Annotated in this window: 16 protein-coding genes; 14 read left to right on the forward strand and 2 right to left on the reverse strand. The window is 42.3% G+C overall.

Translation table 11 applies throughout. The features are described from left to right. Positions 1-134 precede the first annotated feature (134 nt). Together yfcC and iadA are read left to right on the forward strand one after the other, a co-directional pair. Positions 135-1,826 carry a putative basic amino acid antiporter YfcC gene (gene yfcC / locus IGK14_RS06845; RefSeq protein WP_170927566.1) on the forward strand — a complete coding sequence of 564 codons (1,692 nt, stop codon included), beginning with the start codon at positions 135-137 and terminating at the stop codon, positions 1,824-1,826. A 30-nt stretch (positions 1,827-1,856) separates the two neighbouring features. Then, positions 1,857-3,041, forward strand: a complete 1,185-nt coding sequence (gene iadA / locus IGK14_RS06850) for a beta-aspartyl-peptidase (RefSeq protein ID WP_010748101.1) — start codon at positions 1,857-1,859, stop codon at positions 3,039-3,041. A 137-nt stretch (positions 3,042-3,178) separates the two neighbouring features. On the opposite strand, the gene IGK14_RS06855 is transcribed toward iadA, so the two are convergent. Further along, the gene (locus IGK14_RS06855; RefSeq protein WP_051095331.1) at positions 3,179-4,045 is read right to left on the reverse strand and encodes an aldo/keto reductase; all 867 of its coding nucleotides are present in this window, start codon (positions 4,043-4,045) and stop codon (positions 3,179-3,181) included. A 117-nt stretch (positions 4,046-4,162) separates the two neighbouring features. On the opposite strand from IGK14_RS06855, the gene IGK14_RS06860 reads away from it, so the two are divergent. The 11 genes from IGK14_RS06860 (at position 4,163) to IGK14_RS06910 (ending at position 16,389) form a co-directional block, all read left to right on the forward strand. Then, entirely contained in the window at positions 4,163-4,810 is a 648-nt protein-coding gene (locus tag IGK14_RS06860) for a hypothetical protein (protein ID WP_010748103.1), read from the forward strand. A gap of 444 nt (positions 4,811-5,254) precedes the next feature. Then, on the forward strand, positions 5,255-6,445 hold the full coding sequence (gene hemW, locus IGK14_RS06865) for a radical SAM family heme chaperone HemW (protein WP_010748104.1): 1,191 nt from the start codon (positions 5,255-5,257) through the stop codon (positions 6,443-6,445). A 183-nt stretch (positions 6,446-6,628) separates the two neighbouring features. After that, positions 6,629-7,672, forward strand: coding sequence for a heat-inducible transcriptional repressor HrcA (gene hrcA, locus IGK14_RS06870; RefSeq protein WP_005225934.1), 1,044 nt, complete (start codon positions 6,629-6,631; stop codon positions 7,670-7,672). A gap of 38 nt (positions 7,673-7,710) precedes the next feature. Then, the gene (gene grpE / locus IGK14_RS06875; RefSeq protein ID WP_010748105.1) at positions 7,711-8,298 is read left to right on the forward strand and encodes a nucleotide exchange factor GrpE; all 588 of its coding nucleotides are present in this window, start codon (positions 7,711-7,713) and stop codon (positions 8,296-8,298) included. A gap of 52 nt (positions 8,299-8,350) precedes the next feature. Continuing rightward, entirely contained in the window at positions 8,351-10,180 is a 1,830-nt protein-coding gene (gene dnaK, locus IGK14_RS06880) for a molecular chaperone DnaK (protein WP_005225936.1), read from the forward strand. Between the two features lie 126 nt (positions 10,181-10,306). Continuing rightward, positions 10,307-11,476: a molecular chaperone DnaJ gene (dnaJ, locus tag IGK14_RS06885; RefSeq protein ID WP_010748106.1), complete on the forward strand. Its 1,170-nt coding sequence runs from the start codon at positions 10,307-10,309 to the stop codon at positions 11,474-11,476. Positions 11,477-11,663: 187 nt separating this feature from the next. Further along, positions 11,664-12,764 carry a glycerol dehydrogenase gene (locus IGK14_RS06890; RefSeq protein WP_438711914.1) on the forward strand — a complete coding sequence of 367 codons (1,101 nt, stop codon included), beginning with the start codon at positions 11,664-11,666 and terminating at the stop codon, positions 12,762-12,764. Positions 12,765-13,173: 409 nt separating this feature from the next. Beyond that, positions 13,174-14,139, forward strand: a complete 966-nt coding sequence (locus IGK14_RS06895; RefSeq protein WP_010748109.1) for a PLP-dependent cysteine synthase family protein — start codon at positions 13,174-13,176, stop codon at positions 14,137-14,139. Continuing rightward, the gene (locus IGK14_RS06900) at positions 14,129-15,274 is read left to right on the forward strand and encodes a cystathionine gamma-synthase (protein ID WP_010748110.1); all 1,146 of its coding nucleotides are present in this window, start codon (positions 14,129-14,131) and stop codon (positions 15,272-15,274) included. Before IGK14_RS06895 ends, IGK14_RS06900 begins: the two co-directional genes overlap by 11 nt. A 2-nt stretch (positions 15,275-15,276) precedes the next feature. Then, positions 15,277-15,921: a class I SAM-dependent methyltransferase gene (locus IGK14_RS06905; RefSeq protein WP_010748111.1), complete on the forward strand. Its 645-nt coding sequence runs from the start codon at positions 15,277-15,279 to the stop codon at positions 15,919-15,921. A 12-nt stretch (positions 15,922-15,933) separates the two neighbouring features. After that, on the forward strand, positions 15,934-16,389 hold the full coding sequence (locus IGK14_RS06910) for an S-ribosylhomocysteine lyase (RefSeq protein WP_008382180.1): 456 nt from the start codon (positions 15,934-15,936) through the stop codon (positions 16,387-16,389). A 95-nt stretch (positions 16,390-16,484) separates the two neighbouring features. Here the strand turns inward: IGK14_RS06910 and IGK14_RS06915 are convergent, their stop codons facing one another. Then, the gene (locus tag IGK14_RS06915; protein ID WP_231435057.1) at positions 16,485-17,240 is read right to left on the reverse strand and encodes a Tat pathway signal sequence domain protein; all 756 of its coding nucleotides are present in this window, start codon (positions 17,238-17,240) and stop codon (positions 16,485-16,487) included. Between the two features lie 121 nt (positions 17,241-17,361). On the opposite strand from IGK14_RS06915, the gene IGK14_RS06920 reads away from it, so the two are divergent. After that, entirely contained in the window at positions 17,362-18,042 is a 681-nt protein-coding gene (locus tag IGK14_RS06920; protein ID WP_010748113.1) for an IS6 family transposase, read from the forward strand. Positions 18,043-18,125 lie beyond the last annotated feature (83 nt).

Here is an 18,125-nt window from a genome sequence, read left to right on the forward strand (position 1 = left end):
AAACGTTTTTTCGATATACTAAAAAATAGGCTAAAATGATAATTTATGCAGTACGCTGCAAAGGGAAAGGGAGAGAAAAAGTGACAATTGGAAAAAAAGCGAAAAAGGGGAAAGAAAAGAAAGATTTAACCAAAATGAAAACGCCGCATACGTATGTCATCATTTTTGGGGTCGTGCTGTTGGCATGGTTGCTGACTTTCTTAGTTCCTGCTGGGAAATTTAGTACACAAGAAATCGAGTATACCGATGCAAATGGGGACATAAGTACCAGAACGGTCTTGATGCAAGATTCGTTTCGTTATGCCTACCCGTTAGATAACGAATACGTCTATCAACAGTTGAATCAATTGGAAGACGATCCACAAGAGCTGGAAGAATTAGATGTCGATCCTGAAGCTTTAGCAGCTGTTCTAGCTGAAGGGCCTAAAGAGTTGTCCCAGAGTCAATTAGATGAGGTCGGGCTAACGGATGACACCCTTTACAGCCTTTATGGCGAAAAGATTTATGATACTTCAGAAAAACTGCATAAAACAGCCAAGGTTTGGGGAACCGATGACTTTGGCGGTTTCGGCTTTTTAAATTTTGTTTTTGAAGGGTTGGTTTCTGGCGACAAATACGGCTCAGCAGTAGGGATTGCAGCACTGATTTTAGTGGTCGGTGGTGCATTTGGTATTATCATGCAAACGGGAGCGATCGATGCGGGGATCTTTGCATTTATCAGCAAAACCCGTGGATTAGAACGTTTGGCATTGCCGCTGTTGTTCTTTGCTTTTTCATTTGGTGGTGCTACTTTTGGGATGGCAGAAGAAGTCATTCCGTTTTCGATGGTCATGGTGCCTTTCGTGATCGCATTAGGGTATGACTCGATCGTGGCGGTCACTGTCACCTATGTCGCCTCCCAGATTGGGAATGCCACCTCGTGGATGAGTCCATTTAGTGTGGCAGTGGCTCAAGGGATCGCAGGTATTCCCGTTCTTTCAGGCGCAACGTTCCGAATCATCATGTGGGTCGTGGTTACCGCATTATCCGCAGGATACCTCATGATCTATGCCGAAAGAATTCGCAAGAATCCTGAGAAATCGCTCACGTATCAATCAGATGCGTATTTTCGAAATCATCTTGAAAAAACCTCCAGTGAGCAAAAACCATTTTTATTAGGTCATAAATTGATCTTGGTTGAAATGCTGGCGGTCTTGATCTGGATCGTATGGGGTGTGACACAAAAAGGCTATTATATTCCCGAGATCGCTTCTCAATTCTTTGTTATGGGCTTAGGGGCAGGAATCATAGCGGTTCTTTTCAAATTAGAAAATATGGGCTTGAATGATGTGGCGAGTGCCTTTCAATCAGGAGCCTCAGAATTAGCGGGAACTGCAATCGTTGTAGGGATGGCCAAAGGGATTCTTCTGGTTCTCGGCGGTTCTGATGCCAACGTGCCGTCAGCCTTGAATACGATTTTGCACAGCATCGGTGGTTTGTTAAGCAATGTTCCAGCATTTATTGGGGCATGGTTCATGTACATTTTCCAAAGCTTCTTCAATTTGATCGTGACCTCCAATTCAGGTCAGGCTGCATTGACCATGCCGATCATGGCGCCATTAGCTGATCTTTTAGGTGTTTCAAGACAGATCGCTGTATTGGCTTATCAATTAGGCTCAGGCTTCATGGATGCCTTCACTCCAGTATCGGCAAGTCTGATCGGTGTGCTAGGTGTCGCAAGAATCGAATGGGTGAAATGGGCGAAATTCCAGATCAAAATGCAAGGTTTCTTATTTGTATTAGGAACGATCTTCATCTTTATTGCGGTCGCGATCGGCTTGCAATAAGAAGCAATCAGACACAAGGAGGAAGCACTCATGAAGGTGATACGACAAGCAGAGGTTTACGCGCCTGACTATTTAGGAAAAAAAGATATTCTATTAAGCGAAGACAAGATCATTGCTATTCAAGATTCGATCGAAGGAGGGTTCCCAGGTGTCCCTCTTGAAGAAATCGATGGCACAGGGTTACTCGCTGTGCCCGGCTTTATTGACTGCCACTTTCATATCTTAGGTGGTGGCGGGGAAGGCGGCTTTCAAAACCGGACACCAGAAGTGAAATTGTCTCAGCTGACCTCTGCGGGGGTAACGACAGTGGTTGGCTGTTTAGGTACTGACGGAGTAGGCAGAGATATGACTGCCTTGATCAGTAAGGCCCGTGGACTAGAGGCGGAAGGCATCACGACTTATCTTTATGACGGTTCGTATCGATTGCCTTTGACGCCCGTCACGGATTCCATCATCCAAGATTTTTTGACTATCGATAAAATTATTGGTATCGGTGAAATTGCCGTTTCTGACCATCGTTCTTCACAACCGAGTTTTGAAGAATTTACCCGCGCGGTGGCGGATGCCCGTGTTGGTGGGATGCTTTCTGGAAAAGCAGGCATCGTAAACGTCCACTTAGGTGGAGGAAAGAGAAAATATGAGCTGCTTTTACGAACTATCGAAGAAACAGAGATTCCAATCAGCCAATTTTTACCGACACATGCCAATCGGACCAGCGAGCTTTTCGAAGCAAGTATTGCTTTTGCAAAAATGGGTGGAACGATTGATTTTACAGCGAGTGAGGATCCTGATTTCTGGGAAAAAGAAGACGATGAGGTTCGCTTCAGTAAAGGACTGAAGCGTTTGTTAGCAGAAGGGATCGGGCTGGATCAATTTACCATGACCTCTGATGGGCAAGGCAGCCTCCCGTACTTTGATGAAAACAATCAATTCATAGGTCTGGGTGTCGGTAGTTCGCGAGCGCTGATGGTAGGCATTAAAGAAGCAGTCCAAAAAGAGCAGATTCCATTGGAGATCGCCATTCGAGCAATCACTTCTAATCCAGCGAAAGTATTGAAGCTTGATCAAAAGGGACGTCTTGCAGCAGGGATGGATGCTGATATTTGCTTGCTGAACAAAGAAACATTAGTAGTAGAAACGGTTCTAGCGAAAGGCAGAACGATGGTAGAAAAACAAGAAGTAAAAGTGTGGGGTACCTTTGAGCAACTAACATAAGAAGAATCCAGCTTTGACAGACTAAGAAACGATTGTTTTTGTAAACAGAGTTTTAGAAGAAAAAAAGCAGCCCGATCCATGACCAGTATTTACTGGACTTGATCGGACTGCTTTTTTTCAATTAAACGTAAGCATTCTTAAGCTTGCAACGCATCCAATTTCTTCATGTCTTCTTCAGAAATTTCAAAGTCAACTTTGGCATTGTCAGCAATGTATTCTTCATGAACGGATTTTGGCAATGGCAGAATGTCTTTTTGTAGCAAGTAACGAATTGAAAGTTGTGGAATAGATTTTCCATAAGCTTCCGCAATCGTCTTCACTGCATCGTTATCGAGTAAACGACCAGTGGCGATTGGAGAATAGCCTTCCACTAAAATTTCGTGGTCTTTACAAAATGCCAATAATTCTTCATTTGTACGTCCAATATGGTAAACAAACTGGTTGACCATCGGTTTCACATCGCAATGATCAAAAATATTCTGTAAATCTTTTTGATCGAAGTTGGAAACACCAATTGATTTTACTTTCCCACTTAAGTAGGCTTCTTCTAATGCTTTCCAAACATCGATGTTTTCAAGATAAAAATCTTTGTTTTCTGGATTGTTTCCCATGATTTTCCAAGGACGAGGAGCGTGGATCAAAATCAAATCGATATACCCTAAGTCAAGTTTTTTTAGAGAAGCATCAATGCTATCAACTGCTTCTTGGTAGGTCTTCAACTCAGCAGGTACTTTCGTGGTAACAAAAATTTCTTCGCGGGCAACGCCTGAATCGCGCACAGCTTTCCCAACCGCTTCTTCGTTTTTGTATACTGCCGCTGTATCGACATGTCGATAACCGTTTTGAATGGCAAATTTTGTTGCGTTGTAAGCATCTTCTGGAGAAGATTGCCAGGTTCCAAGGCCAATCTTAGGAATTGTCAGTTTGTTCTGCAAGGTAAATGTTTCTTGTAATATCACGTATCTCAACCTACTTTCATCGCTTTTTTTTGTTACATCTTCCATTATAAAACGTTTTCTTGTTTGAAACAAATCAGACGCTGAAACTTTTGAGGAAAATTGACTTTCAAAAGGATCTTTGATACATTATCAGCAACCTAAACGCAGAAAGATGTGGAAAAAATGGATTTTGTAAAAGAAGATTTTGCCTATTATCGGCGCTCTTTTGAATTGATGTATCGCAGTTATTTCCGTAGAAGAATGATTGCCCTGGGTGTGGCGATTTTGATTATCTTAGGTTATTTATTTTTGTTACAAGAAAGTTTGCTTTTAAATATCATCTTGCTAGGTATTTTGCTAGGGATGATGGCGTGGCTGGTTTCACTTTCTCAGAAAGCGAGTGAGGTCGTACGTGCTTTTGAAGAAGAAAATCAGGTGCCGCAAATTCATCAACTGACAGAATTCGAGGATCATTATGCGTTCCCAATGAACGATGGAACAACGATGCGCGTGAAGAAAAACGGCAATCGCAACTTCCCTTCCAATAATAAGCAGTACACGTTGATGGCAGGCTATAAAAAAGTTTTCTTTGTGCAACAACCCTTGATGCTTTTTTACTATGATCTCTTGGAAATGAAGTATGATGAAGCGTATCGTTTGAAACGAAATCGCCAAAACGGGTTCAATCGTTGGTCGCGTTATTTCAGCTTTCGCTCCTTTAAGGGATCGATCGGCAATGTTTTTCAATTCTTGCTGGGAAATATTTTCTTCTTATTTATTGCGTATCGGTTGATCCGCTATCTGATCGATATTTTGCTGCACATTCTATAACGGTCGCCAAGGGGATGATTCTCATCGTTTTCATAGACTGGTGAAAAAGATGATAGGACTTAATTTTTTAAAAAAGGTATACTTAAGTCAGATAAGACAAGCAATTGTCTTTCAAGAATAAGAGTCCTGCTCTTGTTAAGTAAGCCGTCAGCAACAGCTTATCTATTGTGGCGCTAACAGTTTGGGGGAAGTGTTAGTTCTTGTAACAAACAGATTTTTTTTCTGGGCGGGATAAGAACAAAAGCGGTATTTTACCGTACTTAATAAGAGTAGTGCTCTTAATTTTTGCTATGACTATTTGAAGACATCACTTCTTGGAAGTGGTGTTTTTTCTTACCCAAAATAGTCCAAGTGATAGGAGAATTCTAAGAACTATGCTACAATGAGTGCCGATGCTCTCAGCGATGGGAGCAAAAAAAGAAGGTAGAGGAGAATCACTTAGGAATGCCTGAAGGTCAAACAATAAACGATCCATCTACAAAAAGCGCGCAAAATATTTCTGCGTATATACATATACCTTTCTGTGAACATATCTGCTACTACTGTGACTTCAACAAAGTGTTTTTAGAAGGGCAGCCAGTGGATGAGTACATCGAAGCGTTACTAAAAGAAATTGAGCTGACCCTCTTGCGTCAGCCTATCAATGAGGCGGAAACGATTTATATCGGCGGCGGGACGCCAACGTCGCTTTCGGCGAACCAGCTGGATCGATTGCTTGCAGGTGTGCATGAATTGCTGCCGACCCACACAACCAAAGAGTTTACCGTGGAAGCAAATCCTGGTGATTTGAGTGAAGAAAAAATGCTGGTTTTGAAAAACCATCAAGTCAATCGCTTGTCGATGGGGGTCCAAACCTTTGATAATCGCTTGCTTAAAAAAATTGGCCGCAAGCATACCGCTGAAGATGTTTATTCAACCATACAGCTGCTAGAAAAACATGATTTTCAGAATGTGACGATCGATTTGATCTATGCACTTCCGGGACAAAGCATAGAAAGCTTCCGTGATACACTGACGCGAGCGATTGATCTCGGGTTGCCTCACTATGCGATGTATTCCTTGATTTTAGAAAACAAAACCATGTTTATGAACTGGGTTCGCCAAGGGAGAATGGCGCTGCCTTCTCAAGAAGCTGAAACGCAGATGTTTGATGAGGCGATCGCCGCGATGACAAAAGCTGGCTTGAATCAATATGAAATCAGTAATTTTGCACGACCAGGGTATGAGTCCTTGCATAATCTAGTGTATTGGAACAATGAACATTATTTTGGCTTTGGGGCAGGCGCCAGCGGGTATCTTGGACAGACCCGCTACAAGAATAAAGGTCCAATCCAGCATTATTTGAAACCATTGCAGGAAAATCAATTGCCAATCCATGAAACCGAAGAATTGACAACCAGTAATCAAATGGAAGAGGAACTGTTTTTAGGCCTTCGTAAAAAGGCTGGCATTTCAAAAATACGCTTTGCAGAAAAATTCGGAAAGTCTTTTCAGGAAATCTATGGTTCAACTAGCGAACAGTTGATTCAAAAAGGCTGGTTGGCTAGTCAAGGTGATCGTGTCTTTTTAACGAAAGCTGGGATGTTCATTGGCAACGAAGTGTTTGAAGCATTTCTCTTGGATGGAGAAAAATAAGAAAGAACAAGGAAGAGAAGTAGCCATTTCGCGCTGCTTCTTTTTTTGATTTCTTTTTTTAGCACTCTCTTAGAAAGAGTGCTAAAAAAGTGATGCAAATACTTGACATTCCTAGCAAATATGGTATATTTATAATCGTGTTAGCACTTAATAGGAATGAGTGCTAACGGAGGAGTGGATAAAATGTTGACACCTAGACAACAAATGATTTTACACCTCATCATCCAAAACTATACGAATACTGGTCAGCCCACGGGCTCGAAGCGATTGATGGAAGATGGGGTTGAAGCTAGCTCTGCCACCATTCGTAATGAGATGAAGGCGCTGGAAGAAGCTGGACTTCTGTTAAAGACACATTCATCTTCAGGGCGTGTGCCATCAATAAAAGGGTATCGCTATTACGTTGATCACTTATTGAAGCCATCTGAAGTTGACCAAAACGAAATTCAAACCATTCGTCATTCTTTTGGAAAAGATTTTCATGAAATCAATGAAATCATCCAGCAGTCTGCCACGATCTTGTCCAACTTGACTAGCTATACAGCGTTGTCTCTCGGGCCAGATATGAAGGAAAGGAAATTGACGGGCTTTCGAATCGTCCCTTTGAATGCACGACAGATCATCGCGATCATCGTGACGGATAAAGGGAATGTCGAAAATCAAGTCTTTACTCTTCCTGAATCAATGAGCAGCGAAGATTTGGAAAAAATGGTAAGGATCATCAACGACAAATTGATCGGTGAACCTCTAATGACGGTCTACCATCGATTAAGAACCGAGATTCCTATGATTCTGCATAAGTATTTTCAAACGACTGACGGAATCGTTGATCTATTTGATACGATGCTGAGCCATATTTTTGAAGAAAAAATCTTCGTCGGCGGGCGAATGAATCTTCTGGATTTTGAACCGACGCAAGATGTTAGTCAGTTCAAATCGATGTATTCATTTATGAAAAACGCAGATCAGCTGACACAGCTGCTGGCGCCAAGAGATTCTGCGATTCAAATCAGAATCGGCTCTGAGCTTGGCAACGACTTGTTACAAAATATGAGTTTGATCCAAGCCAGCTATGAAATCGAAGGTCATGGACAAGGAACGATCGCTTTATTAGGTCCATCAAGTATGCCGTATTCACGGATGTTTGGATTGATGGAAGTTTTTCGAGGCGAGTTAGCAAAAAAATTGGCCGATTATTATCGCGCATTAGACGCTGCCAATGAATAAGCGGCAATGAAACAAATCGTAGAAGGGATGGTTGAAACGTGACGGAAAAAGAAGAGCGTTTAGATGAAGAATTAGATAAATCTGCTGAAGAAACCGCAGAAACAACTGAATCTTCAAATGAATCAACTGAAACTGAAGCACAGACTCCTCAACCAGAGGAAGAAGCAGTGGAAAAAAGCGAATTGGAACTTTTGCAAGAAAAGAATAACGAATTGGAAGATCAATTCCTGCGTGCTCGTGCAGAGATCGCAAATATCACTTCACGTAACCGCAACGAGCGGGAACTTTTACAAAAATACCGCTCGCAAGATCTTGGCAAAAAACTGTTGCCAGCAATCGACAATTTGGAACGAGCGATGGCAGCAGATGTCGATCAAGACCAAGCTGCGAATTTGAAAAAAGGCGTTGAAATGGTTCTTGAAAGTCTGCGTCAAGCCTTAAAAGAAGAGGGAATCGAAGAGATTCCTGCTGAAGGTGCAATGTTTGATCCGAACTTGCATCAAGCGGTGCAGACTGTACCCGCCTCTGATGAAACACCGGCAGACACAATCGTTACTGTCTTGCAAAAAGGGTATAAATTGCATGATCGTGTCTTGCGTGCAAGCATGGTCATCGTTGCACAATAGTTCTTTCTATCTATAAGTAGATGTTTAAATTAAAAAAGGGAGTGTATTACTTATGAGTAAAATTATCGGTATCGACTTAGGAACAACAAACTCAGCTGTTGCTGTCCTTGAAGGCGGCGAAGCAAAAATCATTACGAATCCAGAAGGAAACCGTACCACACCTTCTGTTGTCTCATTCAAAAACGGTGAGATCCAAGTAGGGGAAGTTGCAAAACGCCAAGCAGTAACAAACCCGAATACGATTTCTTCTATTAAACGCCATATGGGTGAAGCTGGATACAAAGTAGAAGTTGAAGGCAAATCCTATACACCACAAGAAGTTTCCGCAATGGTTCTTCAATACATCAAAGGATTTGCTGAAGACTATTTAGGTGAAAAAGTTGAAAAAGCAGTCATTACTGTTCCTGCATACTTCAACGATGCGCAACGTCAAGCAACCAAAGATGCTGGTAAAATTGCCGGTCTTGAAGTAGAACGGATCGTCAACGAACCAACTGCTGCAGCTTTAGCTTATGGGTTAGATAAAACAGATAAAGATGAAAAAATCCTAGTCTTTGACTTAGGTGGCGGTACTTTCGACGTATCGATCCTTGAATTAGGGGATGGCGTCTTTGACGTATTATCAACTGCTGGGGACAACAACCTAGGTGGGGATGACTTTGATAACAAAATCATCGATCACATGGTAGCAGAATTCAAAAAAGAAAACGGCATTGATCTTGGAAAAGATAAAATGGCCTTGCAACGTTTGAAAGATGCTGCTGAAAAAGCGAAAAAAGACTTGTCAGGTGTAACAAGTACTCAAATCAGCTTGCCATTTATCACAGCTGGTGATGCTGGTCCATTGCACTTGGAAATGACCTTGACTCGTGCGAAATTCGATGAATTGACCGCAGACCTAGTCGAACGGACAAAAATTCCAGTACGCCAAGCTTTGAAAGATGCTGGCTTATCACAATCAGAAATCGATGAAGTCATCTTAGTTGGTGGTTCAACACGTATTCCAGCAGTAGTTGATGCTGTTCGTAAAGAAACCAATAAAGAACCAAACAAATCAGTAAACCCAGATGAAGTGGTAGCGATGGGTGCTGCGATCCAAGGTGGCGTGATCACAGGTGATGTGAAAGATGTCGTCTTACTAGACGTTACACCATTATCATTAGGTATCGAAACAATGGGTGCCGTCTTCACAAAACTGATCGATCGTAACACAACGATCCCTACAAGTAAATCACAAGTCTTCTCAACTGCAGCAGACAATCAACCAGCCGTTGATATCCATGTCTTGCAAGGAGAACGCCCAATGGCAGCTGACAACAAAACATTAGGTAGATTCCAATTGACGGATATTCCACCAGCACCTCGTGGCATCCCTCAAATCGAAGTAACATTTGATATCGATAAAAATGGGATCGTCAATGTTTCTGCAAAAGATTTAGGTACACAAAAAGAACAAAAAATCACGATCAAATCATCTTCAGGTTTATCAGATGAAGAAATCGAACGCATGGTAAAAGATGCTGAAGCAAACGCTGAAGCCGACAAACAACGCAAAGAAGAAGTTGATCTACGCAATGACGTCGATGCTTTGTTGTTCACTGTTGATAAAACATTGAAAGAGCTTGAAGGCAAAGTGGATGCAGACGAAGTCAAAAAAGCGGAAGAAGCTCGTGATGAGTTGAAAGCTGCACTTGAAGCAAACAACTTAGAAGAAATGAAAACGAAACGTGATGCTTTGAATGAAATCGTACAAAACTTAACTGTTAAATTATACGAACAAGCAGCACAACAACAAGCACAAGAAAATCCAGAAGCTGCACAAGGCGGCGCAGACGATGTGGTTGACGCCGACTTTGAAGAAGTAGACGGTGACGATAAATAATCGCTGTTTGTGAAAAAGCCAAAGTCACCGCTTTGGCTTTTTCTTATGAATTTGCGAAACGTATTTTTCTAGAGCGAATTATATGCTAAAATACGAGAGACGCAAGAATAGAGTGGAGGGAAGCCAATGGCAGACAAAAGAGATTATTATGAGGTCTTAGGTCTACAAAAAGGGGCTTCGGATGAAGAAATCAAAAAAGCTTATCGTAAGCTTTCAAAACAATATCATCCAGACATCAATAAAGAACCTGATGCAGAAGCAAAGTTTAAAGAGATTTCTGAGGCCTATGAAATATTAAGTGATTCCCAAAAAAGAGCTGCTTATGACCAGTATGGTCATGCTGGTACCGATCCGAACTACGGAGGCGGTTATGGCGGTGGATTCGGTGGCTTTAACAGTGGCGGATTCTCCGGTGGCGGTTTTGGTGGATTTGAAGACATTTTCGAATCGTTTTTCGGTGGTGGAGGCGGCAGAGCAGCCAATCCTAATGCACCTCGACAAGGAGCGGACTTGCAATATGCGGTTGATCTTTCCTTTGAAGAAGCGATTTTCGGAGTGGAAAAAACTGTTCAATACAATCGTGAAGAAACCTGTCATACCTGCGGTGGGAACGGGGCAAAACCAGGTACTTCACCAGAAACCTGTCATAAATGTCATGGTGCAGGTACCATCAATGTTGAACGTCAAACACCGCTTGGTCGTGTGATGAGCCGTCAAACCTGTGATGTTTGTCATGGAACTGGGAAAGAAATCAAAGAACCATGTACAACATGTCATGGTACTGGCCATGAAAAGAAAAAACACAGTGTGAAAGTCAACGTACCTGCAGGTGTCGAAGATGGACAACAAATGCGCTTGTCTGGTCAAGGAGAAGCTGGCACCAATGGTGGTCCTTATGGCGATCTGTACGTTGTTTTCCGAGTAGAAGAAAGTGATATTTTTGACCGTGATGGGTCGGAAATTTATTACGAACTGCCGTTAAACTTTGTCCAAGCTGCTTTAGGCGACGAAGTCAATGTACCAACGGTTCACGGGAATGTGAAATTAAAAATTCCAGCTGGTACGCAAACAGGCACAAACTTCCGCTTACGCGGTAAAGGAGCCCCTCGCTTACGGGGAGGCGGCAATGGCGATCAACAGGTCAAAGTGAAGCTGATCACACCTAAGAACTTAAATGAGGAACAAAAAGAGGCATTGCGGGCTTATGCAAAAGCCAGTGGCCATGAAACGAACGAACAACAACCAGAAGGATTTTTTGATAAAATGAAAGATGCTTTTGGTGGGAAAAAGAAGTAACCATGAAAAAATCCAACTCATGCCCTTATAAAACCATCCGTTTTATAAGGGCATGAGTGTTTGTATGGCTATAAATGTGTAGTATGGGCAAGAATCGAATCTTCTTGGCCATCTTTTTTTCTTTTCCTTTGAAATCGCTTGCTTAGTGTGTCACAATAAAAGTAGACCAATTAAAGGAGGAGATACAATGGAAAGAATATTTGCGAGTCCGTCACGATACTTTCAAGGAAAAGGGGTCTTGAAGCATGGGTTATCCCATATCAAAGATTTAGGAAAGAAAGTGCTGCTTTTGACCGATGAAACTGTTTGGAAAATTGCCGGTGAAGAACTATTTGAGAACCTAAAAGCAGCCGAGTTAGATCCGGTAAAAGAAATTTTTGGTGGAGAAGCTTCTGCAAATGAAATCGATCGTATCGTCTCTAAAGCCAAAAGTGAATCAATCGAAGTGATTGCCGCATTAGGTGGTGGGAAAGCCATCGATACTGGGAAAGCTGTTGCGGATGAATTGAAAGTACCGATCGCTGTTTTGCCAACGATTGCCTCCACTGATGCACCAACTTCGGCACTTTCTGTTATTTATACTGATGAAGGTCGTTTTGAAAAGTATCGTTTTTATAACAAAAATCCTGAACTTGTCTTAGTGGATACCGCTGTGATTGCCAAAGCGCCTGCCAAATTGCTAGCCGCTGGTATTGCGGATGCACTCGCAACCTATGTCGAGGCACGTGCTGTTGCTCGAAGCCATAGTAAAAATATGGTTGGCGGCGTGCAACCAATTGCCAGCATGGCGATCGCTGAAAAATGCGAAGAGATCCTTTTTGAGAATGCCTTAAAAGCCTATCAAGCAAATAAAAAACAAGTCGTTACCGAAGCTTTTGAACAAATCGTGGAAGCCAACACTTTACTTAGTGGATTAGGCTTCGAAAGTGCAGGTCTGGCAGCAGCTCATGCGATTCATAATGGCTTGACAGCCCTTGAAGGAGACGTTCATGATCTGACCCATGGTGAGAAGGTTGCTTACGGAACACTCACTCAATTGATGCTGGAAAATGCAGATCCTGAAGAGCTCGACCAATATATAGAATTGTATCAGGCATTAGAATTACCGACGACATTATCCGACATGCATCTTGCGGAAGCCAGCGATGCAGACCTATTAAAAATTGGCGAGCAAGCAACCATCGAAGGGGAAACGATCCACAATATGCCATTTCCGGTTTCTGCAGAAGATGTTGCAGCAGCGATCAAAGCCGTGGATGCCTATGTGAGTGCTTACTATCCTCTATGATGTTATTTTATTAAAGACCATCAATGTGTGCTCGGTGATTTCAAAAAATGTTTGACAATAAAAAAGAGTCGTGCTATTTTGATAACAAGCAAATTAAAGGAGGGAACAAGACATGACAAACGTCAACACACAAACTACCTGTTGTTGTTGTATGGTGCAAAAAGCAGCATACCGATTTGTCATGCCTATTATTAGTTCCTTTGTCGCAGAAGATCGCTGAAGTTTCTTTAGTGATTCACTTCTATCCGGATAAGCCGACATGTTTTTGGGGTACTGATGTAATAGTCAGTACCCCTTTTTGTTTGCTGTTTTTTACCGCTTTCATTGGCGACGGCTGATGATAGCAAACGAAAATGAGTACATGAAGCATACGAGCTGTACCAAACAAAGTTGAGCGAGGAGTCGAGCAATGATCGTTAATAATATAAAAGCATTGATTGGGCACACCCCATTCTTTGAATTTGATGCCGCAGCATTTGGCGGCAAAAAGGGAAGTACCATCTATGCGAAACTTGAGTATTTAAATCCTGGTGGAAGTATCAAGGACCGCTTAGGAAAGTATTTGATCGATGAAGCGTTTCGTGAGCATGTGATCGATCATGAGACAACCGTTATCGAACCGACAGCGGGAAATACTGGAATTGGTTTAGCTTTAGCTGGGATCGAGTATGGCTTAAAAATGATTTTTGTCATTCCTGAAAAATTTAGCCTTGAAAAGCAGCAACTGATTGAAGCGTTGGGCGGGACCATCGTTCATACGCCCACTGAAGCGGGCATTCAAGGGGCGATTGAAAAAGCAAAGGAAATAGCAAAACAGCTGCCAAATAGTTTTATGCCAATGCAATTTCACAATCAAAACAATCCTGCAGCCTACCAAGCAACCTTAGGCCCAGAGATCTTTCAGGAGTTATCTGGAAAAATTGACAGCTTTGTTGCTGGAGCTGGCAGCGGGGGGACCTTCGCGGGTGTCGCAACATACTTAAAGAAGCAAAAATCAAGCACTCGACTTGCTGTCGTTGAACCAGAAGGATCGATCTTAAATGGCGGGCCTGCCCATGGACATGAGATTGAAGGGATCGGTGTTGAGTTCATTCCACAATTTTTTGACGATTTGCTTATTGATCAAATTTATACGATCAGTGATGCGGAAGGCTTTGCTTTTACGCGTTACTTGGCAAAAAACTATGGTCTGCTTGTTGGAAGTTCAAGTGGAGCGGCAATGGCAGCAGCAGTAAAAGAAAGCCTCGAATTACCAACTGGAAGCTCGATCGTTACCGTCTTTCCAGATGGAGGCGATCGCTATCTATCAAAACAGATTTATGCGGGTGAATCAGCAATCACCCCATTCATAGGAGGAGTAAACCATGCATTTTAATACAAAAGTAATCCACGGCGGTATCAGCGAAGACGAAATGACTGGTGCTGTTAGTGTGCCAATTTACCAAACATCAACCTATCGGCAAAATACTCTTGGTCAGCCAAAGCAATATGAATACAGTCGTTCAGGCAATCCAACTCGTTTTGCCTTAGAAGAATTGATTGCGGATCTGGAAGAAGGCGCCCAAGGGTTTGCTTTTGCCTCAGGATTAGCAGCCACCCATGCGGTCTTCTCGCTGTTTCAGACTGGAGACCATGTCATTTTAGGGGATGATGTATATGGCGGGACGTTTCGTTTGCTCCATCAAGTATTAGAAAAAAGCGGATTGTCTTATACACTTGTCAAAACCAATGATCTAGCTGCCGTTGAAGCAGCCATCCTTCCAGAAACCAAAGCGATCTTTCTGGAAACGCCGACTAATCCATTATTGAAGATCACGGACATCGCAATCGTTGCCCAACTAGCTAAAAAACAGGACATTTTGACGATCGTGGATAATACCTTTGCGACGCCTTACTTTCAAAAGCCACTACAATTAGGCGCAGATATTGTGATTCACAGTGCTACCAAGTATCTCGGTGGACACAGTGATGTAGTAGCTGGGTTAGCGGTTGCCAAAGAGCCGCAAATCGCCGAAAGAATTGCTTTTTTACAAAACGCCATTGGTGGTGTATTGGGGCCTCATGATAGCTGGTTGATCCAACGAAGCATCAAAACACTTGCTTTGCGGATGGAAGCACATCAAAACAACGCGATGAAAATTGCCCACTACTTACAGGCACATCCAGCTGTCGCAGAGGTTTATTATCCAGGATTGATTGCCCATGAAGGACATGAGATCGCCAAATCACAGATGTCTGGGTATAGCGGTATGATATCTTTTGAACTAAACGATGAAACGAAAACAGCAGAATTTGTTGAATCATTAAAGATTTTTACTTTAGCAGAAAGCTTAGGTGGCGTGGAAAGCTTGGTAGAAGTGCCAGCCGTGATGACCCATGCCTCGATCCCTAAAGAAATTCGTGAGCAATCTGGGATCAAAGATGGCTTGATTCGGTTGTCGGTCGGCATCGAAAACGGTGAGGATCTGCAGGCAGATTTAGAGCAAGCGTTTGAAAAGGCAGGTAGCTAGTGATGGGGAGAGAGTTTATTCCAATTTTTTCTGACTGGGCAGCTGAGTACGATGAAACAGTTGCAGGTAAGGATGAAGAATATCGAGCGGTTTTTTTCAAATATGAACAGTTACTCGCTGAAATTGCTGAAAAAGCAGGGCAGTCTGTGGTAGAATTCGGTAGTGGAACTGGAAATCTAACACAAGCTCTGCTTGATCAAGGAAAAAACGTGCTGGCAATCGAGCCATCGCCAGAGATGCGGCGAATCGCCAAGTCAAAACCCAGTCTTTCTAAAGTGACTTTTGTAGATGGTGATATGGAGGTTTTTCCTGAGATCACGGATGTCATTGATACGATCGTTTCTACCTATGTTTTTCATCATCTTACGGAGGACGAAAAACAACGGGCAATCGGCAAATATGCTGCGATGCTGCCCAAAGGCGGGAAAGTGCTTTTCGGGGATACGATGTTTCTTTCTCTAGCCCACCAAATGGAACGAATCGATGAAGCACGGCAAGCTGGTCACCAGCGACTAGCCGCTGATCTGCAAAGAGAGTACTATCCAGTTATAGCGGATATCGAACGATACTTTCGTCAGCATGGGTTTACCAGTCGTTTTAAGCAGATCAATGAGTATGTTTGGCTTGTGGAAGCACAAAAAGAGTAGGAGAGAAGTACAATGAAAATGAATGTTGAAAGCTTTAATTTGGATCATACGAAAGTCAAAGCACCTTATGTACGGGTTGCCGATAAAAAACAAGGAACGAATGATACCATCATCAAATATGATGTCCGTTTGAAGCAGCCGAACCAAGCGCATATGGATATGGCAAGTCTGCACTCGCTAGAACATTTGACGGCAGAATTGATTCGTAATCATGCGGATTATATCGTGGACTGGTCACCAATGGGCTGCCAAACCGGCTTTTATTTGACTGTCTTGAATCACGACGATTATGAAGAGATTTTGACCGTCCTAGAAAAAACCATGAAGGACGTTTTGCAAGCAACTGAAGTACCTGCCAGCAATGAAGTGCAATGCGGTTGGGCGGCGAACCATACCTTAGAGGGTGCGCAAAAATTAGCGCAAGAATTTCTTGATGAACGTGACAATTGGTCGACCGTTTTTGCCTAAATAAAAATAGAAGTAGAAAAAAGGTGCCTGCGTTTGGATTCGCAGACGCCTTTTTTGTTAAACCCGCAAAGAGACGGGGGTTCGATAGTTTTTGTTTATGGTTCTACTGCTTGGACAGTGATGCCGACTCCGTTTGGATTATAGGTTTGACTAATGTAAAACTCAAATCCTTCATGAACAAAGAAAAGTCTCCGAATGGCGCTAACGTCTCTGATGTGAGCATCTAAACCATACTGTTCGATCAATGTCTCTTTGATCTCCTCAATATCATCCTCTTTCCCGAATTGTGAGAAATCAATACCGAAAAATTCTGGGACATCAACCAATGTGATTCTCGATAAATGTTCATTTCCCGCGTTATCGGAGTCAAAATTAAAGCTGATTTTGGACAGTTTGTCCCTTGAACCTAAAGGAACTCTTTTTGTCTCGAGAGCGCTGCTGTCAGCCATCGTTGATAACAAATCAATGGCTGAATCAGGTAAACGAGTGGTTACTTTTCTTACTTCATCAACCATTGCTCCTTGATCGGGAGAAAAAACTTTTCTAGTCTCTTCCGTGACGATCACATTTTCGCGGCGCCGCTTTCGGTTAATGGCACTGCGCTCTTGGTTTACCCGATCACTACGTTTGATGAGATCGAGGCCAAGATCGCTGATGGATTCAGGGGAAGGTCTTTCTTCCAGTAAAGCAGTTAAGTAATCGATCTCTAAAAACTGCTCGTAGGCAGCTGCTGGTTGATTTTCGCTGTAGAAGAGGACAGCTCCGAGTAAAAAACAACTAATGCCCAAACAAAGCAAAAGACTTCTTCTGCGATGCTCCCGGATTTTTTTCTGAGGACGATTCATTTTCATTTTATCCTTCAACTCCTAAGTTTTTTAGACGACTCATGATAATAGAGGTTCTGTTGCGAAGTTTTTTAATTTCCTGTATTTATTGTAAAATGTAAGAAAAAAGGTTAGTGAGGCTTGAGAGATGAATCATTTTAAAGGCAAACAATTCCAACAAGACGTCATCATTGTCGCTGTTGGTTATTACCTACGTTACAATCTGAGCTATCGTGAAGTTCAGGAATTGCTTTATGACCGTGGAATAAATGTTTGTCACACTACGATTTATCGGTGGGTTCAAGAATACAGTAAAATCCTCTATCATCTCTGGAAAAAGAAAAATAAACAGTCCTTCTATTCGTGGAAAATGGATGAAACCTATATCAAAATTAAGGGGCGTTGGCATTATCTCTATCGAGCGATTGATGCGGACGGTTTAACCTTAGATATCTGGTTACGAAAGAAACGAGATACTCAGGCGGCGTATGCTTTCTTAAAGCGACTCCATAAACAATTTGGACAACCTAGAGTCATCGTAACAGATAAAGCACCCTCTATAGGATCTGCATTTAGAAAGTTACAGAGAAACGGATTATACACCAAAACAGAGCATCGAACTGTGAAGTATATGAACAATTTAATAGAACAAGATCATAGGCCAATTAAGCGACGGAATAAATTTTATCGAAGTCTCCGGACTGCCTCATCCACGATTAAGGGGATGGAGACCATTCGAGGAATATATAAAAAGAACCGAAGAAATGGAACACTCTTCGGCTTTTCAGTTTCTACTGAAATCAAAATATTAATGGGAATACCTGCTTAGATTGACGGTTGGTCAGAGATAGTGTTTTTGAGTTTCAGACTTTGCAACAGAACCAGCCCAACAACAAAAACTTCTTGATCAGC

Origin of the sequence: Enterococcus sp. DIV0970a (genome assembly GCF_051711265.1) — a bacterium.
Taxonomy (GTDB): domain Bacteria; phylum Bacillota; class Bacilli; order Lactobacillales; family Enterococcaceae; genus Enterococcus_D; species Enterococcus_D casseliflavus.